The following is a 25,904-nucleotide window of genomic DNA, read 5'->3' on the forward strand; positions in this document are numbered from 1 at the left end:
CCCCGCCGGTCCCGCCTTCCGCCAATGCGGCACCGCCAGTGCCAGCGCCACCTGTTGCGGACGCCGGCGCATAGCCACCGGTGCCGCCCGCGCCGCCGTCACCAGCTGCCCCGCCTGCGCCGCCCGCACCGCCAGCTCCACCGGTGCCGCCCATGCCGGCCGGAGCGTTGCCGCCATCGCCGCCGCGGCCGGAATTGCCGCCGGTCGCGGTGTCGGTCGTGGTCGGGTCGGACTGGTAGGCAAGAAGAGCTGCCGCGATACCGAGCGCGCCGGCATCGCCCGCATCACCGGAGCTTCCGCCCGCGCCGGCATCGCCGGAGCTGCCGCCGTTGGCGTCGCCGCCGTCATCGCCGCGCGCGCCGTCACCGCCTGTCGGGCTGCCGCCGTCGCCGCCGCCAGCAGCAAACGCCGCCGCCGCGCCGAGACCGAAGCCGGCGCCAAGCCCAAGGCCGAAGCCATCGCCGCCGTTTCCGCCGCGACCGCCGTCGCCATAGCCGCCGTTTGCCGTGCCGGAGTCGCCGTAACCGCCGTCGCCATAACCGCCGGTCGCATCGCCACCTTCGCCGGTGCCGCCGGTCGCCGCGCTGCTGGCGCTGCCGCCATTGCCCTCACCGCCATACGCCTCGCCGCCCCAGGCGTTGCCGCCATCTGCGCCGTCGCCGCCATTGGCATCGGCATATCCGCCGCCGCCGCCACCGCCGCCGCCGGCCGCGATGCCGTCACCGGCCTTGGCGAAACCGCCGCTGGCCGTCAGGTCCTGCGTGAACGGGCCGGTGTTCTCGACCGTCGCATTCTCCAGCGTGTCATTGTCCTGGAGATTGGCGTTCTGGCTGATGACGTTGCCGACATCATTGCCCTGGCCATTCAGCGAATTGCTGAGTACGTCGTTGAACTTGACGTTGAACATGCCGTTGATTTCGCTGTCGGTCATGTCGATGTCGGCGAAATCGTCGTCGGAGGGCTCGTAGCCCTCGAGGCCGACGTCAACATTCACGTCCACCGTCGTGGCGTTCAGGTTGGCGTTGAAATTGGCATTGCCGTTGAAGTTGGCGTTGCCATTGCCGTTCAGGTTACCGTTTCCATTGAGGTTACCGTTGAGGTTCTCGCTGTACTGGGCTTGTTCCTGGCCCTGTCCCTGCGCCTGGTCCTGATCCTGACCCTGGTCCTGATTTTGGGTCTGGTTGCTGTTGTCGTTCGGGTCGTACCTGTCCTTGCCGTTCTTGCGTGACATGGTTCTGTCCTCGCTCTGGAACCGCACAGGCTTGACCGCCATTCATCTCCGTGGGGCCTTCACCGTGCGGATGTTGAACATCAAGAGGTGATGTGACGGGGTCTTGAGCGCGCAACGACGCGATCATCCACCCCTCATTCGGGCGTGGCTGCTGATGGATGTTCCTCCCTGATCTTTTTCTTTGCGGGCGGATTTCGACGGCGGGGGCTGTTTAAAAAGATTGCGACTGGAGGTCGTGCCAGGTGCCGTCTTACCCGTCCTGAGCGCCGTGCAGTGTGTCCCGGACGATGGAAACGGATAAGCCGACAGTTAGGTCTAGTAGCTTGGTAGCTGCCCGGACGATCAGGTCTTCAATCCAACGGTCAGGATCTTCTACCGCTCGTAGCCTAAATCAGGTCGGGAAGCCGAATTTCTCGGTGATCTGCCAGAACAGCCGGTTGATCCCGACGAGCTCGGCGATGCTGGCGCGGATGCGCGCGACCTCGTCATCGTCGAGCGCCTCGATCTTGCCGTAGCGGATTTCGTCCTTGGTATCGACGATGCGCAAGAGCTGGGTCATGCCCTTGCCGCTGTCGGGATCGAAGGAATAGATGCAATGGTTGAACTTGTTGCGCAGCTTGGCCTCTTCCGAGAGGCGGCGCGTGGCGTCCAGCACCGCCGCGCGGCAGTCTGCCGGCGTCGACTGCATCTTGGCCAGCCGCTCTACGAGGTCGATGCGCGCGCGCGGCGTGTTCAGCGTCAGGAAGATGACGACGGCCGTTTCCTTGTCCACCCGCGCCAGCCCGGCGATCATGTGAATGAGCAGGCTTTCGGTGTTGGTCCAGGTGTAATTGAGCTGGCCGACGAGGAGCAGGACGTCCTGGAACTTCGGCATGTGTGTCAGGCTGAAAGCGGCGGCGCGTCGCTGCCGCCGTCGAGCCGTGCCGCAATCGCACGCGCCGTGGCCCCGTTGGCGCGCTCGAGATAGAGCACGGCCGCCTCGGTGCGGTTGTGCACGCCGAGCTTGGTGATGATGTTGTGGATGTGCAGCTTCACCGTGTGCTCGGACAGGCCGAGATCGGCGGCGATGATCTTGTTCTGCTGGCCGCGCGCGACGCGGGATAAAATGCCGAGCTCGCGGACGGTAAGGTCGAGCATAGCCACCTCGTGCCCTGGCGGCGCATTGGGCATAGCCGGCGGTATGTTTGGCGCAGGTGCCGGATGCACCGCCGCCACCTCGTCAATACGAACGACGGGCCGCGCCGCCTTGAAAAGACTGCCCGGAAAGCATTCGCCGCCGCGCAAGAGGATGCGCAGGATCGACAACAGCACGTCGAGATTGACGTTGAGCGGCAGGATGCCCCGCACCATGCCGGTGTCGATCTCGTGCAGCTGGCTGGCGAGGTAGCGAACGTCCTCGTCGATCAGGATGGCGAAATGCGCGGCCGGATGATGGCGCGCGATCTCGGGATGCAGGGCGGTCAGCTCCGCCATCTGGCGGAAATCGACGACGATCAGCTGCGCCTCGGCATCGAAGCCGGCGAGAAGGAGCCGCAGATCCGGGACACACTGTACAGTGAGCCAGGAGAACTCGCGCTCGATGGCGGCTTCGACGGCACTGGAGATGACGCCATGGCTGGAGACGAAAATCAGGGTCCGCAAAGCGGTACCCGCGGCCGGCGTCATCCGCACCCCTGCGCTCTTTCCCGCCGCACTCTCTCTCCCTGAATAAGGCATCGCAGATATCTTTCTGCTTATGCTCTAGCTCGGCGTGATCAGCATCGCCGAAGCTATCCTCCTCATTTACCTTAAAAAATAAACGCTCCGACCGGAATAGAACGAACGATCTATGTAACGATAAGTGATCTAGTTGAAGTTGATGAGCGCAGAAGCCTTGTAGCTCCTTCGTTAGGTGGAAGCAGGTGCCGTCCCCCGCCTGAAGCCGCGCGTCGCCTGGATGAGTTCGCGGGTGTAGGGCGACTGCGGCTCGCCCCGGCGCAGCGTTTCGGCGTCGGTTAGCTCGATCATCTCGCCGTTGCGCATGACGAGAAGCCTTCGGCAAAGATGCGTGACCACTGCAAGATCGTGGCTGACCAGCACGTAGGTCAGCCCGCGTTCGGCGCGCAGGCGCTCGAGCAGGTTGAGGATTTCCGCCTGCACCGAGGCGTCGAGCGCGGAGGTCGGCTCGTCGAGAAGCACCACCTTCGGGTTCAGGATCAGCGCGCGGGCGATCGCGACGCGCTGGCGCTGGCCGCCCGACAGCTGGTGCGGATAGCGGAAGCGGTAGCCGGGACCAAGACCGACCTCCTCAAGCGCCGCGACGATGCGGCGGTCCTGGTCGCGCAGGCCATGGATCGACAGCGGCTCCGAGAGGATACGGTCGACGGTCTGGCGCGGATGGAGCGAACCGTACGGATCCTGGAACACCATCTGCACGGTCGCATAGAATTTCTGGTCGCGCGGCGTCTTCACGGGCGCGCCCGCAATCGCGATCGAGCCGCGTGCGACGGGCGCGAGGCCACAGATCGCCCGCAGCACCGTCGACTTGCCGGAGCCGGACTCGCCGACAAGGCCGAATGCCTCGCCTTCCTCGACCTCAAGCGAGAAATTCTTCACCGCCTCGACACGCAGGCGCCCGGTGCCGAAGACGATCGAAAGATCACGGATGTCGATCATCATTTCGCCCACTCCGGATCGCGCTCCAGCGTCGGCAGCGGGKGCGACGAGCCGCTGATCGACGGCAGGCAGTTCATCAGCCCGCGCGTGTAGGGATGCTGCGCGGAGGAAAGATCGCCCGAGGCGAGCTCCTCCATCACCTTGCCGCCATACATGACCAACACCCGGTCGCAGAAGGACGAGACGAGCCGCAGGTCATGGCTGRTGAAGATCAGCCCCATGCCGCGCTCGGCGACCAGCCCGTCGAGGATGCGCAACACTTCCTGCTGTACGGTCACGTCCAGCGCCGAGGTCGGCTCGTCGGCGATGAGGAAATCGGGGTCGGTGATCAGCATCATCGCGATCATCACCCGCTGGCCCATGCCGCCCGACACCTCGTGCGGGTAGAGCGAAAACACGCGCTCGGGGTCGCGCAGCCGCACGGCCTCCAGCATGGCAAGCGCCTTTTCCTGCGCCTCCCTTTTGCCGGCGCGGGCGTGGGCGAGATAGGTTTCCACCATCTGCTTGCCGATCGTCATGACCGGATTGAGCGAGTATTTCGGGTCCTGCATCACCATCGCCATGCGCCCGCCGCGCAGCGAGCGCAGCGTGCGGCGCGAGGCTTTCAGCAGGTCGATGCCGTCGAAGGTGAGGCGCCTAGCAGTCACTTCGCCCGGCGGCGGGGTGAGGCCAAGCAGCGCGCGCGCCGTCTGCGACTTGCCGGAACCGGACTCGCCGACGATGCCGAGCCGCTCGCGCCCGAGCGAGAACGACACGCCCCGCACGGCCTCGACCGTGCCGGTGCGAAGATGGAAGCGGACCCTGAGGTCCTCGACTTCGAGAAGCGGCGCGCCGGTCATTTTTCCGCCTTCGGGTCGAGCACGTCGCGCAGGCCGTCGCCGAGCAGGTTGAAGCCGAGCGAGACGACGAAGATGGCGATGCCGGGCATGGTCGCAACCCACCAATAGTCGATGATGAACTGGCGGCCCGAGGCGATCATCGCGCCCCACTCCGGCGTCGGCGGCTGCGCGCCGAGGCCGAGGAAGCCGAGGCCGGCGGCCGTCAGGATGATGCCGGCCATGTCGAGCGTGACGCGAATGATGACCGAGGGCACGCAGAGCGGCATGATGTGGCGGGTGATGATGCGGAAAGGCGAGGCGCCCTGCAGGCGCACCGCCACCACGAAGTCGCTGTTGCGGATCGTCAGCGTCTCGGCGCGGGCAATGCGCGCGTAGGGCGGCCACGAGGTGATCGCGATCGCGATGATCGCGTTGACGATGCCGGGCCCGAGCGCGGCGACGAAGGCGAGCGCGAGGATCAGGCGCGGGAAGGCGAGGAAGATGTCGGTGATGCGCATCAGCACAGCGTCGATCCAGCCGCCCATGTAGCCGGAGACGGTCCCGATCAGGAGCCCGACGGGCATGGCGATAACCGTCACGAGCATCACGACCATCAGCGTGAGCCGCGAGCCGTGGACGAGGCGCGAGTAGATGTCGCGCGCCTGGTTGTCGGTGCCGAGCCAGTGCGCGGCGCTTGGCGGCTGCAGGCGCTCGGTGCGAAGGTCGCCACCGACCGTGGGCGAATGGGTGGCGAGCTGGTCGGCAAAGATCGCAACAATAATGAGAACGAGGACAATGAAGAGGCCGAACATCGCAAGCGGGTTGCGCGAGAACGCGACCCACGAGCGGTAGGCATTGCCAAGCCGCGCCTGTGCGCGCGAGCGCGGCTCGCTGGTGGTCAGCCATTCGCGCAGGCTGCTCTTGCCGGAAGGTGCCGCAAGCTCTGCCATCTCAGCGCGTCCTCGGGTCGAACAGGCGGTAGAGAAGGTCGGAGAAGGTGTTGACTGCAACGAAGACGATGCCGATTACCAGCGTGCCGCCGAGCACCGCATTCATGTCAGCATTCTGCAGCGAATTGGTGATGTAGCGGCCAAGGCCGGGCCAGGCGAACACCGTCTCGGTCAGCACCGAGCCCTCGAGCAGGTGGGCGTAGGAGAGCGCGATCACCGTGATCAGCGGCACGGCGGCATTGCGCAGCGCGTGGCCCCAGATGATGCGGGTTTCGGAAAGACCCTTCACGCGGGCGGTGGTGACGTACTCCTGCGACAGCTCGTTGAGCATGAAGGAGCGGGTCATGCGGCTGATATAGGCGAGCGAATAGTAGCCGAGCAGCGCCGACGGCAGCGCGATGTGCGAGATGGCGTTGCGGAAGACGGCCCAGTCGCCGGCAAGCGCCGCATCGACCAGCACCATGCCGGTCACGGGCGTCAGCATGTATTCGTAGGTGACGTCGAGGCGTCCCGGCCCCGCCACCCAGCCGAGCTTGGAATAAAACACCAGCAGGCCGAGAAGCCCGAGCCAGAAGATCGGCGCGGAGTAGCCGACAAGGCCGATGACGCGCACGAAATGGTCGGCGAACTTGCCGCGCTTGACCGCGGCGGCCACGCCGAGCGGAACGCCGAAGATGGTGCCGAGCAGGGTGCCCAGCGTCGCAAGCTCAAGCGTGGCCGGGAAGTAGCGCACGACATCCTCGACCACCGGGCGCGAGGTGAGGATCGAATTGCCGAAGTCGGCGCGGAAAACATTGCCGATATAGATCGCGAACTGGTGCCAGAGCGGCAGGTCCAGCCCCATTTCCTCGCGCACGCGGGCATAGACATGCGCCGGCGCGCGGTCGCCGACCACGGCAAGCACCGGATCGACTGGCACGATGCGGCCGATGAAGAAGGTGACTGCCAGCAGGCCGAACAGGGTGATCGCCAGCATCAGCAGGAATCGGCCGGCCGCAACCGCGAACGTCAGGAGAGCGCGTGAACGCTCCCCCGGCGTGGTGTCATTGACGGCATCGGTCATCAGGCGGGATCAGTCCTTTCGGGCCAGGCCGAACTGGTTGGCGTCAAAGGAAGGTCCGATGATGAAGCCGCTGACATTGTCGCGCATCGCCGCGACCTCGATTTCCTGGAACATGATCACGTAGGGACCGGTCTCCATGACCTCGCGCTGCATTTCCTCATACATTGCGGCGCGCTTTTCCGGATCCTGTTCGAGGACGGCGGCGCGGGTCTTCTTGGTCAGCTCCGGAATGTCCCAGGCGTTGCGCCAGGCGAGCGGCTTGGCGGACGCGCCGTCGGAGTTGTCAGGGTTCGCCGCGAACGCGTCGGCATTGGTGTTCGGGTCCTGATAGTCCGGGCCCCAGCGGCCAATGTAGATGTCATGCTCGCGGGCGCGGTACTTGGTCAGCGTCTGCGCGCCGTCGCCCGGGATCAGTTCGAGCTTGACGCCGGCCTGCGCGAAGGTCTGCTGGATCGCCTCGCCCATGCCGGTGATGTCCGGCGTATTGCGGGTATCCATCGTCACCGAGAAGCCATCCGGAAGGCCCGCCTTGGCAAGCAGCTCCTTGGCCTTCTCCGGATCGAGCTGGAACGGCGTGTCGTTGACCGCGCCGAGGAAGCCCTTCGGCAGGAACGCCTGGTGCACCTGCACCTGGCCGGCCATGATCGTGTCGGCAATCGCCTGGTAGTCGACCAGGTACTTGAGCGCCTGGCGCACTTCCGGCTTGGCGAGCGTCTCGTTCTTCTGGTTGAGCCCGAGATAGTAGATGCCGCCCTTGTCGCCGGTCTCGATCTTGATGCCCTGCGCTTCCTTCAGCGCCGCGATTTCCTCGGGGCCGAGATTTCGGGCAATGTCGATGTCGCCGCGCTCGAGCATCAGGCGCTGGGTCGAGCTTTCCGGCACGTGCTGGTAGATGACGCGCGCAAGCGGCGCCTTCTCGCCGGCGTAGTTCTCGTTGCGCTCCAGCACGACCGCCTCGTTCGGGCGCCACTGGCGCAGCGCGAACGGGCCGGAGCCGGCATAGTTGCGCTTCAGCCATTCATAGCCGAGGTCGCCGTTCGCCTCGTTCTCCAGCACCAGCTTCTTGTCGACGACGGACGCCACCGTCGAGGTCAGGCAGTAGAGCACGAAGGTCGGCGCATAGGCCTGGTCCATCTCGAAGGTGAACTCGTAGTCGCCGGTCTGGACGATCTTCTGTTCGACATTGTCGGCGGTGAAGCCGAACTGGGTGAGGATGAAGGCAGGCGACTTGTCGAGCTTGACCGCGCGCTGCAGCGAGAACACCACATCCTCGGCGGTGAGGTCGTTGCCGGAGGCAAACTTGCTGCCCTGGCGGATCTTGAAGGTGATGGTCTTGCCGTCCTGCGACACTTCCCAGGACTCGGCAACCACGCCGAACAGCTTCGAGACATCCTTGAGGTCGTAGCCGATCAGGCGCTCGTAGGTGTTGCCCATCATCTCGGCGGCCGAGAATTCGAACACCTCCGCCGGATCGAGCGTGATGATGTCGTCGAACTGCCACGCCATCACAAGTGTATCTGGCGGAGTTTCTGCCTTGGCGGGAGCAAATGTCAGCGCGAACATTGCGCTGGCGGCAATAAGCGTCGCCAATCTCTTCATCATAAGTTCCCTCTGTTTTTAGTTATCTCTTGCCGGCGGCTGGGGCCAATCATGGCCTCACTTTTCAATGCTTGTCCAGCCGGTAGAAGAAACGCGGCCCCGGCACATGCACGATGCGCCGGGGCCGGGAGTGGCGACTATCGGAATGCAGCGGGTGCTAGTCCTCCGGAAGCCGGTTGCCGGCATGATCCTGGCGCTGCTCGTTGCGGATCTGCGCACCGTCCAGGCCCCGCTCGTCATTGTGCTGCGCCTTGTCGCGGTTGGAGAGGATGTCGTTCTCGCCAACGAGGTCGCGCGGAAGCTCAGAGTTGGCGCCGCTGCCGTCGCCCTTGCCCTGCGCGCCCGCGCCGATCTTCTTCTTGCTTGCATTGGCCATGATGATCTCCTTCGCGCCGGTCAGCCGCCCTTCTGCCGCGGATTGTGGGTGTGGTGGCTGTCCTTCTCGCCTCCGCCGCCCGAAACTTTGCTGGTGCGCCGCTCGTCACTGTCGGCGGGTGGCTTGTTGATCTCGAGCGGCGCCTTGGCATTTTCGTGCGAGGCGCCGGGGCCGCCCTGGCGGATGGTGTTGGGATGCTTGGTCGAGGTGGACATGTTCAACGATCCTGCTGATGGCCCTGATGGGTGGTGTTGACCTTCGAGTTGCCCTGCTGGCCCTGCCTGTCAGGGTTGTCGGCGCCGTGGGTGCCATGCTGCCGCGTATCGGCTGCAACAGTGCGGTGTTCGCCCGGGCCTTTGGTGCTCTGGTTCTTGCCCGGGACTGGCGGCATCTTGCTGGACATTGGAATCTCCCTTTCTTGTGGGAACCCAACCGTCCTGTCCGTGCGATGTTCCCGGAACAACGCAGTTCCACTGGGGTTCGGCAGCAGTGTTGATCGTGCGGGAGTGAGCATGAAGATCCTGGTGAACGGCGCCGCGGGCCTGATCGGCAGCGCGGTCTGCGCGCGGCTGGCGCGCGACGGCCACGACGTCGTCGCGGCGGTGAGACATCAAGGCGACCGCCGGCCCCCAGGCTCGACCGCCGTCGTCGTCGTCGAGATGGGCAGCACACCGGCGGGGCGCTGGGCCGAGCTGCTTCAGGGCGTGGACGTCGTCGTCAATTGCGCCGGCACTTTTCAGGACAGCGCCCGCGACAGCACCAGCGCCGTACACGTCACAGGCGCCGACCAGCTGTTTTCCGCCTGCGAGGTCGCTGGCGTGCGGCGTGTCATTCATTTCTCCGCGATCGGCGTCGACAGGGAAACGCCTTCCGCATTTTCCGCCACCAAGCGCGAGGGCGACGAGAACCTCAAGCGGCGCAATCTCGACTGGGTGATCCTGCGGCCATCGGTGGTGCTCGGACGCGGCGTTTACGGGGCGAGCGCGCTGTTTCGCGGCCTCGCCGCCCTGCCGCGGCTGCCCTTGATGCAGGGCACGGGCGAGCTGCAGGTCGTGCAGCTCGATGACGTCGCCGAAACCGTGGCGCGGCTGGTGGCAAAGGACGCACCGGCGAAGCAGGAAATCGAACTCGTCGGACCGGAGCGCCTGTCCTTCGCGGATGTCATTGCCGAATACCGCCGCTGGCTTGGCTGGAAGCCGGCCAGAGCCTTCGCCGTGCCGCGCTTTCTCGAGACCTTGCTCTACAAGCTGGGCGATGCGGCGGGCTGGCTCGGCTGGCGTCCGGCGGTGCGCTCGACCGCTTCACGCGAGATCGGCCGCGGCGCGGTCGGCGACGGCACTGTCAGGCGTGAGGCAACCGGCATCGAACCCGTTTCGCTGCGCGCGGCACTCGCCGCCCAGCCTGCGACGGTGCAGGAACGCTGGTTCGCGCGGCTCTTCCTGCTCAAGCCCGTCATCTTCGTGGTGCTCGCGGCCTTCTGGCTGGCAACCGGCATCATCTCGCTCACGGTGGGCTACGACATCGGCGTCGGGCTGATGCTGGCGGGCGGTGCCGGGATCCTTGCAGGCCCAAGCGTCGTTGCCGGGGCACTTGCCGACATCATCATCGGGCTATCGATCAGTTTCAGGCGCACGACGCGGCTTGGCCTTTGGGGGGCAATCCTTCTGTCGCTGTTCTACGCGGTCGCCGGTACGCTCATCCTGCCGGAGCTTTGGAAGGAACCGCTCGGACCGCTCCTCAAGATCTGGCCGATCCTCGTGCTCCATTTCGTGGCGCTCGGCATTCTGGAGGAGCGCTGATGCTCTATTTCTTCCTGAAATTCCTGCACATCATCGGCGCGGCTGTGCTGCTCGGGACCGGGGCGGGCATTGCCTTCTTCATGCTGATCGCGCACCGCACCGGCAATCCGCAGGTCATTGCCGGTGTTGCCCGCATCGTCGTCATCGCCGACTTCCTGTTTACGGCCACGGCCGTGGTCGTTCAGCCGATCACCGGCCTCCTCCTGGTCTGGCACCTCGGCTACTGGCTCACCGACCACTGGATCATCCTGTCGATCGCCCTCTACATCATCACCGGCATGTTCTGGCTGCCGGTGGTCTGGATGCAGATGGAGATGCGCCGGCTGGCGGAAGCTGCCGTCGCCTCGGGCTCCCCGCTTCCCGAGCGTTACCATTTCCTGTTCCGGCTGTGGTTTGCCTTCGGCTTCCCCGCCTTCGCCGCCGTGCTGGGCATCTTCTGGCTGATGATCCAGCGCCCGGCGGAGATCTGGTGAGGGCTAGCGGCTAGTCCCCGCAGCTTCTCCCGCCAGATAACCAAGCGCGATGGCGGTGAGGAGGCCGTTGCCGGAGAGGTAGCCGGAGACGTCCGGGCCCGAGACGCCGCACGCGGCACCGCCGGTGGCGAAGAGGTTGGGGAAGGGGGAACCGTCGAGGCCGAGGACGCGGGCGGTTTCGTCAACGACAAGTCCGCCTTGCGTGTGGAACAGCGCGCCGGTGACCTTCACCGCGTAGAAGGGAGCGGCAAGGGCCAGCTTGGTTGTAAAGTCGCGGCCGAAGGGGTCGGCAGTCGCCCCGCATTGCATCTCGCCAACGGCAGAGAGGGTGGCTTCCAGCCTGTCGGCGTCGACCGAAATGGCGGCGGCAAGCGAGCGGGCGTCCGGCGCGGTGCGGATGGCGCTCGCCTCAAACGCTTCGCGATAATCCGGGAAGTTGAGCGCGAAGTCGTGGATGCGCCGGTCGTAGACGTTCCAGGCAAAGCCGCCGGGCTGGGCGAGCACGTTCACCGCCTGCTCGGAATAGCCGCCGTGCTCGTTGGAGAAGCGCTCGCCATTGGCGTTCACCTGAATGCCGCCCTCCATCATCACCGCCCAGGTGATGAGGATCTGCTGCGGATAGGCGAGCGAACCGTGGCCCTGATAGCCGGAGAGGTGGCGAAGCTCCGCGCCCAGCTTCTCGCCCCAAAGCACCGCGTCGCCACGGTTGCCGGCATGGCCGTGATAGACGGCACTCGCCATTTCCGGGATATGCTGCTTCACCAGATCCGGATCGCCGCCATAGCCATTGCAGGCCAGCACCAGCGCCTTGCAGGCAAGCTGTTCCTCGCCGCCATCGGCGCGAGCAATGCGACAGCCGACGATCTTCTTGCCGTCAGCGAACAGGCCGGTCACATGCGCGCCGGTGGCGACCATGATGCCGGCGGCATCCGCCGCCGCGGCAAGCCGCTGCAGCAGCGCGGCACCCGTGCGCTCAGGCACCGCGTGCATGCGGTGGCGGCTGTGGCCGGGGTAGAGAAAATCGTCGAGCACCAGCCATTCGAGACCGTGGCTGTCGGCGAGCCATTCGAGCGCCGGGCCGATGGCCTTGCTCACCGTTGCCGCGAGCGCAGCATCGCCGGTTCCGTGGTTCTTGGCGGCAATGTCGGCGGCAAAAAGCTCCGGCGTGTCGTCAGCGATACCGATCGCGCGCTGGAAGCGCGTAGCGGGCGCCGGCACGAAGCCGGACGACATCGAGGTCGAGCCGGTCGGCTTTGCGTCACGCTCCAGCACCAGCACCTCGGCGCCGGTTTCAGCCGCGCGCAGGGCCGCGACCAGCCCGGCCGCACCCGCGCCGATGATGGCGACGTCGATCTCGACGTCGGCGCGCATCGCGGAAGCCGGCAGGATCTCGCTCATGCTGCAACCATTCCGATCGCGTCGGCGATGGTGACGACTTTGGTAATCGACGACAGGTCCTGCAGTGCCGCCTCATGCGTGCGGTGCGAGAAGGCGGCGCAGCCATCCTCCAGCACGAAGGTCCTGAAGTCGCGCACATGCGCGTCGCGCACGGTCGAGGCGACACCCCCATTGGTGACGATGCCGCAGACGAACAACGTCTCGATCCCCGCCTTCTTCAGCACGAATTCGAGCCGCGACTGGAAGAAGGCCGAATAGGCGACTTTTTCGACGTAGAAGTCGGCGGGTTGCAAAAGGTCTACCAGCTGGTGGCCCCAGGCGCCGGGCTGGAAGTCGCCCTTTTTGAGGAACGGCCGCAGCTCTTTCAGATGCGGCGAGATCAGCGGCTCGCCGCCGCGCCCCGGCACCAGCGTGAACTGGGTCGAGACGACATAGCCGCCCTTTGCCCTGAGGGTGTCAGCCAGCGGCTTCACCTTCTGCGGCAGCGCGGCAATCGCCTCCGCCGTCTGGCCAGCACGGCCATAGGCGCCCCTGGGGTCGAGAAAATCGTTCTGCAGGTCGACGATCAGCAGCGCGGTTTTCGTCGGGTCGATGGCGGCGTGGCTCATGCGGCGCTCCTTGAGATGATGAGATTGCCGAAGGCATCGACGCGCCCCTCAAGGCCCGGATCAACGAAGATGGTGGTGTCTGCCTGTTCGAGGATTGCCGGGCCCTTTACCGTCGCGCCGACGCCGAGTTCGAGGCGGTCGTAAATCGGCGTGTCGTGCCACTTGCCGTCGGCAAAGACCTTTCGCGTGCCGGTCTGGCATTCGTCAGCGGTCTTGCTGGTGCCTGGCGCGAACGAGCTCATGTCGAACTGCGGCCGGCGGCCGACCACGGCCACGCGATAGTTCATCACGCGCATCGGGATGCCGTCGAGCAGGCGGCCAAAGGCTTCCAGATAGGCCGCGTTGAAGGCCGCGCGGATCGCGTCGGTGGTCAGCCCGTCTTCGCCGATCTCCAGCGGCACCGAGACCGTGTGCGTCTGGCCGAGATAGAGCATGTCGAGCTCGTAGATACGGTCGACGCGCTCGAAGGCGACGCCCGCCTGGTCGAGCAACGCCGCCGTCTCGCCGGCAACGCGCACCATCTCCTCGCCAAGCGAGGCGGCATCGATGCCATCGAGCAGGCGGTTGACCGTCTGCACGCGGTCGTGGCGCATGTCGGCGACCACGCAGCCGAGCGCCGAGGTTACGCCCGGGAAGCGTGGCACCAGCGCGGATTTCAGGCCGACTTCCTTGATGAGCGCGCCGGTGTGCAGCGCGCCGCCGCCGCCGAACGGCATGGCCGCGAAGGTTGCCGGATCATGGCCGCGCTCGATGGAGACGAGGCGAATGGCGCCCGCCATCTTGGCGTTGGCGATCTTGAGAATGGCTTCCGCCGCATCCTCGACGCTGAGGTCGAGCGGGTCGGCGATATGCCTTGCGACAGCCGCGCGCGCTGCCTCGACATCGAGGCGCGCGAGCTTGCCGCCGATCGGGCGCTCTGCGTTGATGCGGCCAAGCACGACGTTGGCGTCGGTGACGGTCGGGCGCTCATTGCCGAGGCCGTAGCACACGGGGCCCGGATCGGAGCCGGCGGATTCGGGTCCGACCTGCAGGATGCCGCCATTGTCGATGCGGGCGATCGAGCCGCCGCCCGCGCCGATGGTGGAGATTTCGATCATCGGCGTGCGCACGACGAGGCCAAAGTCGATCGCCGTCTGTGCGGCAAGCGCGCTTTCGCCGTTCGCCACCAGCGAGACGTCGAACGAGGTGCCGCCCATGTCGCAGGTGATGATGTTGGGAAAGCCGGCGGCCCTCGCGATCGCCTGGCCGGCCATCACGCCGGCGGCGGGACCGGAGAGCGCGGTGCGGACCGGGAAGCGCTTGGCGGTGTCGATCGACATGACGCCGCCGTTCGACTGCACGATCAGGATATCGCCCGCAAAGCCGCGCTCCTTCAGCGTCTTTTCGAGCCGGTCGAGATAGGAGGAGACGACGGGCTGGAGATAGGCGTTGAGGGCCGCGGTCGAAAGCCGTTCGAACTCGCGGATTTCCGGCACGATCTCGGTTGCGGCAGTGACATAGCCATTCGGCCAGACGGCGCGCACCGTCTCGACCGCGCGGCGCTCATTGGCGTCGTTGGCATAGCCGTTGACGAAGAAGACGCAGACGGATTCGCAGCCGGCCGCCAGCAGCTGCTCGGCCTGGCCGCGCACCTCGTCGTCATTGACGGCAACGCGCACCGTGCCGTCGGCCAGCACGCGCTCGTCGACCTCCAGCCGGTGCTCGCGGCTGATGACAGGCGTGTACTGGCCCCACAGGCCCCAGGTGGCCGGGCGGTCGCGCCGGCGCATCTCGATCACGTCGCGAAAACCCTTCGTCGTGATGATGCCGGTCCGCGAGCCCTTGCGCTCGAGCAGCGCGTTGGTGCCGACCGTGGTGCCGTGCACGACGGTGGCGATTTCGGAAAAGTCAGGGACGATGCGGGCGATGCCCTCGGCAAAGCCCTTCGACTGATCGCCGCGGGTGGACGGGATCTTGGTCGTCTGAACCTTACGGTCGATCTGGTCGTAGACGAAGATGTCGGTGAAGGTTCCGCCGACATCCACGCCGATCACATAGCGCTTCGCAGCCATCACGCGGCATCCTTGTTGCTGGTCTTGACGGGGTGGTTGTAGGTCTCGGCCGCGGCCTCGGGTGTGACGAAGCCGAGCGCGACGTCGCGTTCGATCAGCGTCGGATCGCGCTCCTCGACCTTGCCATAGCCGCCGCCGCCGGGCGTTTCGAGGCGCACGCGCTGTCCGCGCTTCAGCTTGATTCCGACCATTTTCGACGCCATCGGCGGGCTGTGCTCGCCGTCATCCTGCTGGTAGGTGAAGCGGTTGAGGACGGCATCCTTGCCGCCGGCGACGCCCTTGGGCGCGAAGCGGCCGCGCTCGCCGAACAGGAAGACGTCCGCTTCCTCTTCCAGAAGCTCGATCTCGTAGATCGCGCCAAGGCCGCCACGGTGGCGTCCCGCGCCGCCGCTGTCAGGCCGCAGCGCCCACTGCGTGAACATGACGGGGTAGGCGGCCTCGAGGATTTCCAGCGGCGGGATGGTCGCGGTCGAGATCGGAGCGTTGCCGTGATTGAGGCCGTCGCCCTCCGGATGCCCGCCATGGCCGCCGCCGAAGAAGGAGAACATCACCCAGCGCTTGCGGTCCGGACCGCGATAGCCGGCCAGCGACAGCGCGTTGATGGTCCCGTACGCGCAGCCATTGGCGCGCTCGGGCGCGATCTTCGCGATCGCCTGGAAGACGACATCGATGAGGCGCAGGATCGTCTCGGTGTAGCCGCCAACCGGCTTCGGTGCGGTGACGGAGAGAAGGCTCTCCTCGGGGATGATGAACTCGACCGGTTCGAGCACCCCGGCATTGGCCGGCACGTCGCCGAAGACGTGTTTCAGCGCGACGTAGCAGGAGGCAATGGTCGTCGCCCGCGAAATGTTGACCGGACCAGCGCAGGCGGGCGAGGAGCGCGAAAAGTCCATCACCATGCGCCCGTTCTCGATGGTGAGGTCGAGCGCGATGGTGAGCGGCGTGTCAACGACACCGTCATTGTCGAGATAATCCTCCGCCGAGACGGTGCCCTTGGGCAGCCGCTCGATCTCGGCGCGCATCAGCATTGCCGCGCGGTCCTTGAGCTCGCCAAGCGCCGCCGCGACCGTCTCGTCGCCATAGTCGGCGAGCAGCTCGTTCATGCGCTTGACGCCAAGGTCAAGCGCGTTGATCTGGCCGTTGAGGTCGCCAAACAGCGAATTCGGCAGGCGCGAGTTGGCGGAGAGAATGTCGATGACGTCCTGGCGCAGTTCGCCCCGGTCGAACAGCTTCACCGGCGGGATCAGCATGCCTTCCTGGAAGGACTCCGTCGCGACCGGGTTGTAGTTGCCGGGGACGTTGCCGCCGACGTCGTGCCAGTGGCCGACAGAGGCAAGGTAGCAGAACACCTTGCCGTCGCGGAACAGCGGCCGCACAAGGCGGAAGTCGGAAAGATGCGTGCCGCCGACGTACGGATCGTTGAAGATCCAGACATCGCCTTCCTTCGGCCCGCCGGACTTTGCCGCCTTCTCGATCACCGCCTTGACGGCAAAGGCCATGACGCCGACAAAGATCGGCAGGCCGGACTTGCCCTGCACCAGCGTGTCGCCGGTGACCGCGTCGTAGATGCCGTGCGATGCGTCATGCGCCTCGGCGATGATCGGGTTGAAGGCGGAGCGAAACAGGGTCGCGTCCATCTCGTCGGCGATCTGTTCCAGACGGCCCTTGAGAATCGCGAGGAGGACGGGATCGATCATCGAGAGAACCTCTTCTCGTCGTAAGCGCTGCCGGTCTCAAGCAGCTCATTGGTGCCGACGATCTGGTTGATGCCGGCGAAGTCGAACATCTGGTTGCTGAAGGCTTGGTTGGAGCCGGTCCGAAGCAGGCTTTCGAAATAGGCGCGACTGGTGTGGGCGACGGCGCGGGTGAGGCCGCCCGGGAAGATCACCAGCGAGTAGCCGATCTTTTCGAGGTCGCGCGCGTTCATCGGCGGGGTCTTGCCGCCCTCGACCATGTTGGCCATCAGCGGCACGGTCTTGCCCAGCGCGGCAACGATCTGCTCCATTTCCTCGACCGTGCGCGGCGCCTCGACGAACAGCATGTCGGCGCCGGCCTCGGCATAGGCGGCAGCGCGGTCGAGCGCGGCTTCAAAACCTTCGACGGCAATCGCGTCGGTGCGGGCGATGATGATGAAGTCGTCGCTGGCGCGGGCATCCGTGGCGGCCTTGATCTTGCCGATCATCTCGCCGGTCGAAACCAGGTTCTTGCCGTTGAGATGGCCGCAGCGCTTCGGCATCGTCTGGTCTTCGAGCTGGATCGCGGCAGCGCCCATCCGCTCGAAGGTGCGCACGGTGCGCTGGACGTTGAGCGCGTTGCCGAAGCCGGTGTCGCCGTCGACGATCAGCGGCAGCGTGACCCGGTCGCAGATCGCCGCGATGGTGTCGGCGACTTCCGTTGCGGTGACGAGCCCGATGTCGGGACGGCCGAAGCGGGTGTAGGCGAGCGATGCGCCGGACAGGTAGATGGCTTCCGCGCCCGCCTGAGAGGCGATCAGCGCCGACAGGCCGTCATAGACGCCCGGTGCGACGACGATCTCCCCGTTGCCGAGGCGCGCTTTGAGGCGCGTCATTGTTTTTCTCCGTCATTGGCGCGTTGCCGCGCAAAACGCTTTTCGAGATGCGGCACGAGGCCGCCATCGGCGAGCATGGCGAGCAGGAAGTCGGGCAGGGGCTCGAGCTCGATCGGCCCCGCCTCGGTGATGAGCCGGCTGTTGGCCATGTCGAGCTCCACTGCGTCGCCCGGCTTCACCCGGTCGAGCTCCGCCCCGCCGACGAGGACCGGCAGGCCTAGATTGATCGCGTTGCGGTAGAAGATGCCCGCATAGGAGCGGGCAACGACGCCGGCGAGGCCAAGATGCTTCAGCGCCTGCGCCGCCTGTTCGCGTGAGGAGCCCATGCCGAAATTCTTGCCGGCGATGAGGACGTCGCCGGGCTTCACCTGCGAGGCGAAATCCGGATCGACGGTCTCGAGGCAGTGCGCCGCGATCTGCTCGATGCCGCCGCTCATGTACTGGCCGGGGGCGAGCGCATCGGTGTCGATATCGTCGCCGTAGACGAATGCCTTGCTCATGCGCCGGCTCCAATCTCGCGCGGGTCGGCAATGCGCCCGGCAATCGCGGATGCGGCCACCGTGTAGGGCGAGCCGAGATAGACCTTTGACGACTTCGCGCCCATGCGGCCGCGGAAGTTGCGGGCGGTGGTGGAGATGCAGGTGACGTCTTCGCCAAGGCGCGCCGAGCCGTAGCCGGCGCAAATCCCGCAGGCGTTGGGCAGCACCTTCGCGCCCGCATCCTCCAGCACCTTCATGATGCCGTCGCGCGCGGCGCGCTCCTGGTCGCGCTTCGAGGAGGGGGCGACCAGCAGCTCGACGCCGGGCGCGAGCCTGCGGCCGCGGATGATCTCGGCGGCTGCCTTGAGATCGACATACTTCGCGCCGGTGCAGGCACCGATATACGCGACGTCGATACGCGTCGGCTCATAGTCGGTAACCGGCGCGGCATTGGCCGGCGAGTGCGGCGCCGCCACCTGCGGCGCCAGCTCATCGGCATTGAAGAAGTGGGTTTCGGCAACCGGCGCATCCGGATCGCCCTGCCAGTCGGCAGGATCGGGCAGGTCGGTCGCGCCGTGCTCGGCAAGCCAGTCGATCGTCGTCTTGTCGGGCGCGATCAGGCCGGCCTGCGCGCCGAGTTCCGCCGCCATGTTGGAGAGCGTCATCCGCTCCTGCATGGAAAGCGCCCGCACCGTCTCGCCGGCATATTCGATCGCCTGGTAGCGTCCGCCGTCCATGCCCAACCTGCCGCACATGGCGAGCACCATGTCCTTCGCCATCAGGTGCGCGCCGAGCTTGCCCGTCCATTCGATGCGGATGGTTTCCGGCACGCGCAGCCAGATCTCGCCGGTCGCGAGCACTCCGGCCATTTCGGTTGCGCCGACGCCGAACATGTAGGCCCCGAACGCGCCGCCGGTGGGCGAATGGCTGTCGCCGCCGACCACCAGCATGCCGGGTTTCAAGTGCCCGCGCTCGGGCAGGACGACGTGGCAGATGCCTTCGCCGTCATAGAAGGCGACCTTTTTCTCCTTCGCCCACTCGCGGGTGAGCGCGAGGATCGCCGCGCCTTCCTCGGTGTCGCCCGGCACGTAGTGGTCGGAGATCAGCACCACCTTGTCGCGGTCGAACAGGCCGACGCCGAGGCGCTTCAGGATCGGCTCCACGCGGCGCGGGCCGCCGGAATCGTGGATCATCGCGAGATCGACCTTCGTGGTCACAACCTCGCCGGGCGCGACGGACGCGCGCCCCGCCGCTTTGGCGATGATCTTTTCTGCAAGGGTCATGGGGGGCATGGGCATTCTCAAATCCCCAGATAGCTGCGTTGCAGGTCGGGGTTGGTCATCAACTCGGCGGCCGGGCCGGACAGGCTGATGGTGCCGTTTTCGAGCACGTAGCCGGTCGTCGCGATCTCCAGCGACTGGGCAACGTTCTGCTCGACGAGCAGGATCGTCAGGCCTTCCTCGTTGAGCCGCCGGATGAGGTTGAACATTTCCTCGACCAGCAGCGGCGAGAGGCCGAGCGAAGGCTCGTCGAGGATCAGAAGCTCAGGCTCGGCCATCATGCCGCGGCCAATCGCCAGCATCTGCTGCTCGCCACCGGAGAGAGTCCCAGCCTTCTGCTCGAAGCGCTCCTTGAGACGCGGGAAGATGGAAACGACCTTGTCGATGTTGGCCTCGCGGCGAGAACCAGCGCGGCGGTAGGCGCCAAGGATCAGGTTTTCCTTGACCGTGAGGTTAGGGAAGATCAGCCGGCCCTCCGGCACCAGCGAGAGCCCCGCATCGACCATGTGAACGGCATCGCACCCGGTCACGTCGGCGCCATTGAACTTCACCGTACCTGCCCACGGCCTGATGAGGCCGGACAGCACGGCGTTGAAGGTCGTCTTGCCGACGCCGTTGGAGCCGAGCAGGGCGACGATGTCGCCGCGCCAGATGGTGAGGTCGATGCCGCGCAGCACCTCGACCGCGCCGTAGCCCGCGCGCAGGCCTTTCACCTCGATGATGGTGTCGCGCTCGGTCACGATGCGGCCTCCGTCTGCTGGCTCTTGAGGCGCGCGGCCATGCCCGGCCCCAGATACGCCTCGATGACGGTCTGGTTGCTGGCGACGTCGCGCGGGACGCCCTCGGCGATCATCCGTCCCTGGTTGAGGACGAAGGTGTATTCGGACAGGCTCATCACCGCCTGCATCACATGCTCGATGAGAAGGATGGTGACGCCGCTGTCGCGCACGGCGCGGATCACCGGGATGACATCGCGGATCTCGCTGGGGTTGATGCCCGCCAGCACCTCGTCGAACAGGACGAGCTTCGGGTCGGTCGCCAGCGCACGGGCGACTTCCAGCCGCTTGCGTCCCGCAACGGTGAGAGAGGCCGCATCCTGGTCGAGCCGGTCGCCGAGGCCGACCTTCTCCGCCACTTCACGCGCCCGGTCGAGCGCATCGCGCCGCGACGCATGGCGCAGATGCGCGCCGACGGCGATGTTCTCCCGCACTGTCTGTCCTGCGAAGGGCTGGACGATCTGGAAGGTGCGCACCATGCCCGCCTGCGCGATGTCGCTGGGCTTGAGGCCGGTGATCTCCTGCCCGCAGAACTGCACCGTGCCGTTGTCCGGCCGGTGGAAGCCGGTGATCAGCGCGAAGAACGTCGTCTTGCCGGCGCCATTCGGGCCGATCAGCGAGACGAGGCTGCCTTCCTCGATCTTCATGCTGACATTGTCGACGGCCTTCAGTCCGCCGAACGACTTCGAGATGTTCCGAACGTCAAGCATTGGCGCGCCTCCGGCTCTTGCCGAGCAGCACCGTGCCGATGCTGATTAGGCCGCGCGGCAGGAACATCACGATGAGGATGAGCAGGACGCCGTAGATCGACAGCGCCACGCCCGGCACGTCGCCGACGAAATGGCGCGTCAGCTCCGACAGGAAGTGGATCACGCCCGCGCCGATCAGCGGCCCGAACAGCGTGCCCATGCCGCCGATGATCGGCACCAGCAGCGATTCAATCGAGATCGCCGAGCCGTAGGCGATCGACGGATCGAGATAGAGGTAGAACTGGGCGTAGAAGACGCCCGCCACCCCTGAGAAGAAGCCGGACAGGGCGACGGCGCCCATCTTGGTGCGGAAGACATCGACGCCGAGCGCGCGCGCCGCATCCTCATTGTCACGGACGGCCATCAGCCACGCGCCGAAGCGCGAGCGACCGATCCACCACACGGTCAGGAAGCAGACGAGGCAGAGCGCCCAGATGACCCAGAAATAGCCGCGGTTGTCCTCGAACTGCAGGTTCGAGAAGCGCCGGTCGAGCGGGATCAAAAGCCCCACGCCGCCGCCGGTGAAGCTGACGGAGTTGGAAAGGATGCGCAGCACCTCGGCAAAGGCGAGGGTGACGAGCGCGAAATAGGAGCCGCGCAGGCCGTAGCGGAAGCTCGCAAAGCCGATGACGAGCGCGACGAAGGTCGCAAGCAGCCCGCCGGCGATCAGGCCGATCCACGGATTGATGCCGAGCTGAATCTGCAAAACCGCGACCGTATAGGCGCCGGTGCCGAAGAAGGCAGCGTGGCCGAAGGAGAACTGGCCGCCATAGCCGCCCAGAATGTTCCAGGACTGGCCGAGGAGGGCAATGTACAGCACGGCGATGATGGTGTTCATCGTCGGCGCGCTTTTCACCCAGAAGGGGCAAGTCGCGATCAGGCCGAACACGACGAGAAGTGCGATGAGCTGGTTCCTGTTGATCATGCCGGGCACCTAGACCTTGTGGCCCAGCAGTCCCGTCGGGCGGAACAGCAGGATCAGGATGAAGATGGCGAAGATGCCGAACTGCCCGAGGCTGTCGCCGAGGAACAGGCCGCCCATCGCCTCGACCACGCCGATGACGAGGCCGCCGATCATCGCGCCGACGAACGAGCCCATACCGCCGAGCACGACGGTGGTGAAGGCGATCAGCACGAAGCCGTAGCCGACCTGCGGGTTTACATAGTAGCCGGGCAGGAGCAGGCAGGCCGCGACGCCCAGGCACGCGACGCCGATGCCGAAGCTCATGGCAAAGACGTGGTCGACATTGATGCCGACGAGACGCGCGCCCCTGCGTTCCTTGGCAAGCGCGCGGATCGCGCGGCCAAGGTCGGTCCTTGCCATGAAGGCCCACAGCAGCGCCGCCGTCAGCAGCGCGCCGAAGAACGCGACCACCTTTGGCAGCGGCAGGAACGCGCCGGCGAACTCGACCACCTCGAAGGAGTAGGGCGTGTCGATCGTGCGCGTGTCGGAACGGAAGAAATAAAGCGCCATGTTCTCGATGACGATCGAGAGGCCGAGCGTGACGAGCAGGATGTTCTCGTCGCGGCCGTGGCTCGCCTTGCTGATGACGAACCGCTGCAGCACGTAGCCGATGGCGAACATGGCGGGCGGCACGATCAGCAGCGCGACATAGGGGTCGATGCCGAACAGCCGGTGCAGGAAGAAGACGCCGTAGAGCGCCATCATCAGCATCGCGCCATGCGCGAAGTTGATGATGTGCAGCACGCCGTAGATCAGCGTCAGCCCGAGCGCGACGAGCGCATAGAGCGCGCCCGTAGTCAGCCCGTTGATGAACGAAGGGATCAGGATGACCGGATCGACCATTTAGGCACCTGTCATGGAGCGCGGACCTTGCATGGTCCGCGCCTGTTGCAATCAGGATGGCTGGCCGAAGCGGATCAGGCCGGGATCGGGAAGATCACGTCAGCCGACGCGAACTCCTTCGGCAGCACCACCTCGATATTGCCCTTCTGCACCTGCGTGTTCACCGCGCGGGCGCCGGTGTTCTGGCCCTTCTCGTCGATCTTGGTCGGGCCATAGGGCATGCCGTGGTTGGCGAAGTTCGAGTTGCGCAGTGCCTCGATGACGGCTTCCTTCTCGGTGGAACCGGCCCGCTCGATCGCGTCGGCAAGGAAGGCGACCGCGTTGTAGGCCAGGAACACCTCGTAGGTGTAGAACAGGCCCTTGGCCTCGGCGTCGGCGCGACGCTTGAGCGCCACTTCCGACTTCGGGTCGTACCAGTGGTTGCAGTCCATGATGTATTCGGCTGCTTCCGGAAATTCCTTGACGAACTGGACGTTCGACGCCGCGCCGCCCAGCACCGAGTAGATGCCCTTGGCCTCGATGCGCTGCTGGCGCAGCGTGCGGGCAAGCAGCACGTACTCGTTGTAGTAGTTGGCCGGGATGATCAGGTCCGGCTTCAGCGAGCGCAGCTGCAGCGCGATGTTGGTGAAGTCGCGGGTCGGATTGGCGTGCTTGATGACTTCCAGCACCTCGATGCCGATCTTCGGCAGCTCGTTGGCGAGAAGCTCGGCGATGCCGGTGCCGAACAGCGACTCCTCATGGATGATGACGGCGGTCTTGGCCGCGCCGCCCGCATTGATCTCCTTCAGCGCCTCCACCGCCGTGGTGGCGACCGAGCCGAAGCCCGGTGCGAAGCGGAAGGTGTTCTTCAGGCCGCGGTCCATGATGTTGTCGGCGACGCCGACGTCGACGACGTGCGGCGTCATCGTCTTGGCGGCTTCCTGCGAGGTCGCCAGCGAGACGGCCGACGAATAGCCGGCAACGATGCTGGTCGCGCCCGCCTCGATCAGGCGTGCGGTCTCGGACGCGCCTAGCTCCGGACGACCCTGGCTGTCGGCGAGCATCGCCTCGAGCTTGGCGCCGCCGAGCGACTTGATGCCGCCGGCCGCGTTGATGTCGGCGATCGCCATTTCCGCACCCGCGCGGCTCTGCATTCCCGAGAAGGAGACGAAGCCGGTGACCGGGTGGACGAGACCGACCTTAACCGATGCCGGTTCCTGTGCGCGCAGGACCGCCGGGAAGCCGGTGACCAGTGCTGCCGTGCCTGCGCCAGCCAGGAACTGGCGCCGTTTGATCTGCGTATCGAAGAGCTTCTTCATAGTCGTGTTCCCCTCACGTTGAGCTACTTCTCCTCCACCCGCACGGACGTATCCGGTGCGAGCGACTGCCACTGCATGCCCTCTTTTCGGCGCACGCGTTTCAGGTTCATTTCAAACTGGTATTTGTCGGGCCGGTAGAGCACGCGGATGAACTCAACCGGCCGGTCGTTCACGTCGCGCACGACGCGGCGCACATCGAGAAGCGGCGATCCGGCATGGACGTCGAGCGCGCGCGCCACTTCCGGATCGGCCAGCGTCGCCGACACGGTCTGGCGCGCGTCGGCCACCTTGACGCCATGGCGCTCCATCAGGGTGAGCAGCGGAAAATGCCCCATCTCCTCGCGGTCGAAGGAGCGGCCGATATCTTCCGGCACATGGGTAATGAGGTAGGACATCGGCTCGCCGTCGAGCAGGCGCACGCGCACCGTGCGCTGCACCGTCGCGCCGGGTTCGACCAGCAGCGCCTCGGCAACCTCGGCCGCCGCCGGCACATAGTCGAACTCGAGCACCTCGACGTCGGTCGCAACGCCCATCAGCGAAATGTTCTCGAACCAGCCTTCGACCGAGGTCTTCACCGTCGGCGGCGGCGGGGCATCGCAAACGCGCGTGCCGCGGCCGCGCTCGCGCACCACGAGGCCGGCGTCAGCCAGCTCGTTCAGCGCGCGCTTTGCCGTGATGCGCGAGACATTGAAAAGATCGGCGAGCTCCTGTTCTCCGGGCAGGAGCGCCCCCGGACGGAGCTCGCCGGAAAAGATCTGGTTCCTGAGGATGATGAGGATCTGGTGGTAGAGCGGCACGCGCGAAGAGGGATCGATCAGCGACCGCTTTGCGCTCGCCGGTTCACGGGTCTGGTCCATTTCGCCGCCTGTGCCTCTCAGCTGGCTGTCCACCGAAAGCCTCCCCGCCAACGCCGTTCCTGCCCCATTCCTCGCGTTGACTATTGGTATAACCATATACCATTATGACATTTGTCAACTGGTTTCGTGACATCTGTGGAGGAGGGGCCATGCCCTATGTCAGCGTCACCCTGATCGAGGGCTATTCCGAGGGCGTGCGCGTGCGCCTAGCCGAGCGGCTGACGGACGCGGTGGCGGGAACGCTCGATGCGCCGCTCGACGCGATCACCGTCGTCCACAACGAGGTAAAGCCGGCGAGCTACATGCGCGGCCGCACTGGCCGCAAGCCGGGCAATGCCCAGCCGGTGGCAGGCGAACTCGTCGAAAAATTCCTGCGCCTGATGGAGGACCGGAACCTCGCCGAAGCGAAAACCTTCCTCGCCGACGATTTCGTGATGGTGTTTCCGGGCCTGTCCGGCGGCACCGAGATGCGCAGCCTCGACGACCTCGTTGCCTTCTCGGCCACCCGCTATCGCTGGGTGAAGAAGCACATCGACACGATCGACGAGGCCTATCTCGGCACGGTCACGACCGTGATCGTCACCGGCACGCTCTATGGCGAATGGCCGGACGGCTCGTCCTTCGACAACATCCGCTTCATCGACCGCTTCGAGATCGAGAAGGGCAAACTCCGCCGCCAGCAGGTGTGGAACGATCTTGCGATTGCGATGGCCGGGAGGAACTGAAGAGCAGGAAGACGAACTGCGTGACATCACGCGCGACCAAACGTGCGCCTGTTCACAACTTCCGCGAGATGTCCGCTGATCACTAGACTCATGTAGAAACGTAGTTTATCACCCGCTCCGTTTTAAGCACCACACAAGCCTGACGTTCTAGGTTACATCCTCATCATTGGCCTGACCCCATAGGGTGGTCCGGTTTCAATCTTAGTTCATGWTCGGCCTTGGGGCTATTGCCYGGGCAGATGACGGTGCTGCTCCGCTTGCTGGCGCAGGCCAGATGATGGCCTCGGGTGCCGGTGGCTTGTATCCAAGCGACGAGTGTGGCCTCTTGGTGTTGTAGTACCGC

At 65.7% G+C, this 25,904-nt stretch carries 27 protein-coding genes and 1 pseudogene; 3 read left to right on the top strand and 25 right to left on the bottom strand.

The window, feature by feature from the left end; translation table 11 throughout:
- The 11 genes from L610_RS14155 to L610_RS14205 all read right to left on the bottom strand — a co-directional run.
- On the bottom strand, positions 1-1,231 hold a 1,231-nt coding region (locus L610_RS14155), incomplete at its 3' end, for a hypothetical protein (RefSeq protein ID WP_144705846.1).
- 391 nt (positions 1,232-1,622) lie between these two features.
- Positions 1,623-2,105 (bottom strand): hypothetical protein, encoded by a 483-nt coding sequence (locus L610_RS14160; RefSeq protein WP_024848397.1) that lies wholly within the window; start codon positions 2,103-2,105, stop codon positions 1,623-1,625.
- A 5-nt stretch (positions 2,106-2,110) separates the two neighbouring features.
- Positions 2,111-2,896, bottom strand: a complete 786-nt coding sequence (locus L610_RS14165) for a LuxR C-terminal-related transcriptional regulator (protein ID WP_024848398.1) — start codon at positions 2,894-2,896, stop codon at positions 2,111-2,113.
- Positions 2,897-3,118: 222 nt separating this feature from the next.
- Positions 3,119-3,886, bottom strand: a complete 768-nt coding sequence (locus L610_RS14170) for an ABC transporter ATP-binding protein (RefSeq protein ID WP_144705880.1) — start codon at positions 3,884-3,886, stop codon at positions 3,119-3,121.
- Positions 3,886-4,725 carry an ABC transporter ATP-binding protein gene (locus L610_RS14175; protein WP_144705848.1) on the bottom strand — a complete coding sequence of 280 codons (840 nt, stop codon included), beginning with the start codon at positions 4,723-4,725 and terminating at the stop codon, positions 3,886-3,888. Before L610_RS14175 ends, L610_RS14170 begins: the two co-directional genes overlap by 1 nt.
- Positions 4,722-5,654, bottom strand: coding sequence for a nickel transporter permease (gene nikC / locus L610_RS14180; RefSeq protein WP_024848401.1), 933 nt, complete (start codon positions 5,652-5,654; stop codon positions 4,722-4,724). Before nikC ends, L610_RS14175 begins: the two co-directional genes overlap by 4 nt.
- A gap of 1 nt (position 5,655) precedes the next feature.
- A complete protein-coding gene (locus tag L610_RS14185) occupies positions 5,656-6,717 on the bottom strand; it encodes an ABC transporter permease (protein ID WP_024848402.1) in 1,062 nt (353 codons plus the stop codon).
- A gap of 9 nt (positions 6,718-6,726) precedes the next feature.
- Positions 6,727-8,316 (bottom strand): ABC transporter substrate-binding protein, encoded by a 1,590-nt coding sequence (locus tag L610_RS14190; RefSeq protein ID WP_210246020.1) that lies wholly within the window; start codon positions 8,314-8,316, stop codon positions 6,727-6,729.
- 157 nt (positions 8,317-8,473) lie between these two features.
- Positions 8,474-8,692, bottom strand: coding sequence for a hypothetical protein (locus L610_RS14195; RefSeq protein WP_024848404.1), 219 nt, complete (start codon positions 8,690-8,692; stop codon positions 8,474-8,476).
- 20 nt (positions 8,693-8,712) lie between these two features.
- Positions 8,713-8,907: a hypothetical protein gene (locus L610_RS14200; RefSeq protein ID WP_024848405.1), complete on the bottom strand. Its 195-nt coding sequence runs from the start codon at positions 8,905-8,907 to the stop codon at positions 8,713-8,715.
- 2 nt (positions 8,908-8,909) lie between these two features.
- Positions 8,910-9,095 carry a hypothetical protein gene (locus L610_RS14205; protein WP_024848406.1) on the bottom strand — a complete coding sequence of 62 codons (186 nt, stop codon included), beginning with the start codon at positions 9,093-9,095 and terminating at the stop codon, positions 8,910-8,912.
- Positions 9,096-9,204: 109 nt separating this feature from the next.
- Between L610_RS14205 and L610_RS14210 the strand changes: the two genes are divergently transcribed.
- Together L610_RS14210 and L610_RS14215 are read left to right on the top strand one after the other, a co-directional pair.
- Complete coding sequence (locus L610_RS14210) at positions 9,205-10,491, top strand: SDR family oxidoreductase (RefSeq protein ID WP_144705852.1); 1,287 nt, start codon at positions 9,205-9,207, stop codon at positions 10,489-10,491.
- The gene (locus tag L610_RS14215; protein WP_144705854.1) at positions 10,491-10,964 is read left to right on the top strand and encodes a DUF2269 domain-containing protein; all 474 of its coding nucleotides are present in this window, start codon (positions 10,491-10,493) and stop codon (positions 10,962-10,964) included. Before L610_RS14210 ends, L610_RS14215 begins: the two co-directional genes overlap by 1 nt.
- Positions 10,965-10,967: 3 nt before the next feature.
- On the opposite strand, the gene L610_RS14220 is transcribed toward L610_RS14215, so the two are convergent.
- From L610_RS14220 to L610_RS14280, 13 genes are all read right to left on the bottom strand, one after another.
- On the bottom strand, positions 10,968-12,362 hold the full coding sequence (locus L610_RS14220; RefSeq protein ID WP_144705856.1) for an FAD-dependent oxidoreductase: 1,395 nt from the start codon (positions 12,360-12,362) through the stop codon (positions 10,968-10,970).
- Complete coding sequence (locus L610_RS14225) at positions 12,359-12,970, bottom strand: cysteine hydrolase family protein (protein ID WP_144705858.1); 612 nt, start codon at positions 12,968-12,970, stop codon at positions 12,359-12,361. Before L610_RS14225 ends, L610_RS14220 begins: the two co-directional genes overlap by 4 nt.
- The gene (locus L610_RS14230) at positions 12,967-15,021 is read right to left on the bottom strand and encodes a hydantoinase/oxoprolinase family protein (protein ID WP_144705860.1); all 2,055 of its coding nucleotides are present in this window, start codon (positions 15,019-15,021) and stop codon (positions 12,967-12,969) included. The genes L610_RS14225 and L610_RS14230 overlap by 4 nt, the downstream gene beginning before the upstream one ends.
- A complete protein-coding gene (locus L610_RS14235) occupies positions 15,021-16,718 on the bottom strand; it encodes a hydantoinase B/oxoprolinase family protein (protein ID WP_144705862.1) in 1,698 nt (565 codons plus the stop codon). The genes L610_RS14230 and L610_RS14235 overlap by 1 nt, the downstream gene beginning before the upstream one ends.
- On the bottom strand, positions 16,715-17,590 hold the full coding sequence (locus tag L610_RS14240) for an oxaloacetate decarboxylase (protein ID WP_144705864.1): 876 nt from the start codon (positions 17,588-17,590) through the stop codon (positions 16,715-16,717). Before L610_RS14240 ends, L610_RS14235 begins: the two co-directional genes overlap by 4 nt.
- Positions 17,587-18,090, bottom strand: a complete 504-nt coding sequence (locus L610_RS14245; RefSeq protein WP_024848414.1) for a 3-isopropylmalate dehydratase — start codon at positions 18,088-18,090, stop codon at positions 17,587-17,589. The genes L610_RS14240 and L610_RS14245 overlap by 4 nt, the downstream gene beginning before the upstream one ends.
- Entirely contained in the window at positions 18,087-19,367 is a 1,281-nt protein-coding gene (locus L610_RS14250) for a 3-isopropylmalate dehydratase large subunit (protein WP_198019543.1), read from the bottom strand. The genes L610_RS14245 and L610_RS14250 overlap by 4 nt, the downstream gene beginning before the upstream one ends.
- A gap of 2 nt (positions 19,368-19,369) precedes the next feature.
- A complete protein-coding gene (locus L610_RS14255) occupies positions 19,370-20,071 on the bottom strand; it encodes an ABC transporter ATP-binding protein (RefSeq protein WP_144705882.1) in 702 nt (233 codons plus the stop codon).
- A gap of 14 nt (positions 20,072-20,085) precedes the next feature.
- Positions 20,086-20,835, bottom strand: a complete 750-nt coding sequence (locus L610_RS14260) for an ABC transporter ATP-binding protein (RefSeq protein ID WP_144705866.1) — start codon at positions 20,833-20,835, stop codon at positions 20,086-20,088.
- Complete coding sequence (locus tag L610_RS14265) at positions 20,828-21,799, bottom strand: branched-chain amino acid ABC transporter permease (protein WP_144705868.1); 972 nt, start codon at positions 21,797-21,799, stop codon at positions 20,828-20,830. The genes L610_RS14260 and L610_RS14265 overlap by 8 nt, the downstream gene beginning before the upstream one ends.
- A gap of 9 nt (positions 21,800-21,808) precedes the next feature.
- Entirely contained in the window at positions 21,809-22,681 is an 873-nt protein-coding gene (locus tag L610_RS14270) for a branched-chain amino acid ABC transporter permease (RefSeq protein WP_144705870.1), read from the bottom strand.
- A gap of 74 nt (positions 22,682-22,755) precedes the next feature.
- Entirely contained in the window at positions 22,756-23,979 is a 1,224-nt protein-coding gene (locus L610_RS14275) for an ABC transporter substrate-binding protein (protein WP_144705872.1), read from the bottom strand.
- Between the two features lie 23 nt (positions 23,980-24,002).
- Positions 24,003-24,836: a GntR family transcriptional regulator gene (locus L610_RS14280; protein WP_186441497.1), complete on the bottom strand. Its 834-nt coding sequence runs from the start codon at positions 24,834-24,836 to the stop codon at positions 24,003-24,005.
- A gap of 149 nt (positions 24,837-24,985) precedes the next feature.
- On the opposite strand from L610_RS14280, the gene L610_RS14285 reads away from it, so the two are divergent.
- A complete protein-coding gene (locus L610_RS14285; RefSeq protein WP_144705876.1) occupies positions 24,986-25,561 on the top strand; it encodes a tautomerase family protein in 576 nt (191 codons plus the stop codon).
- 201 nt (positions 25,562-25,762) lie between these two features.
- Here L610_RS14285 and L610_RS14290 read toward each other — a convergent pair.
- A pseudogene (locus tag L610_RS14290) lies at positions 25,763-25,904 on the bottom strand (IS3 family transposase); the annotation flags it as partial.

Source organism: Aminobacter sp. J44 (genome assembly GCF_007829415.1).
In the GTDB taxonomy this organism is placed as follows: Bacteria; Pseudomonadota; Alphaproteobacteria; order Rhizobiales; family Rhizobiaceae; genus Aerobium.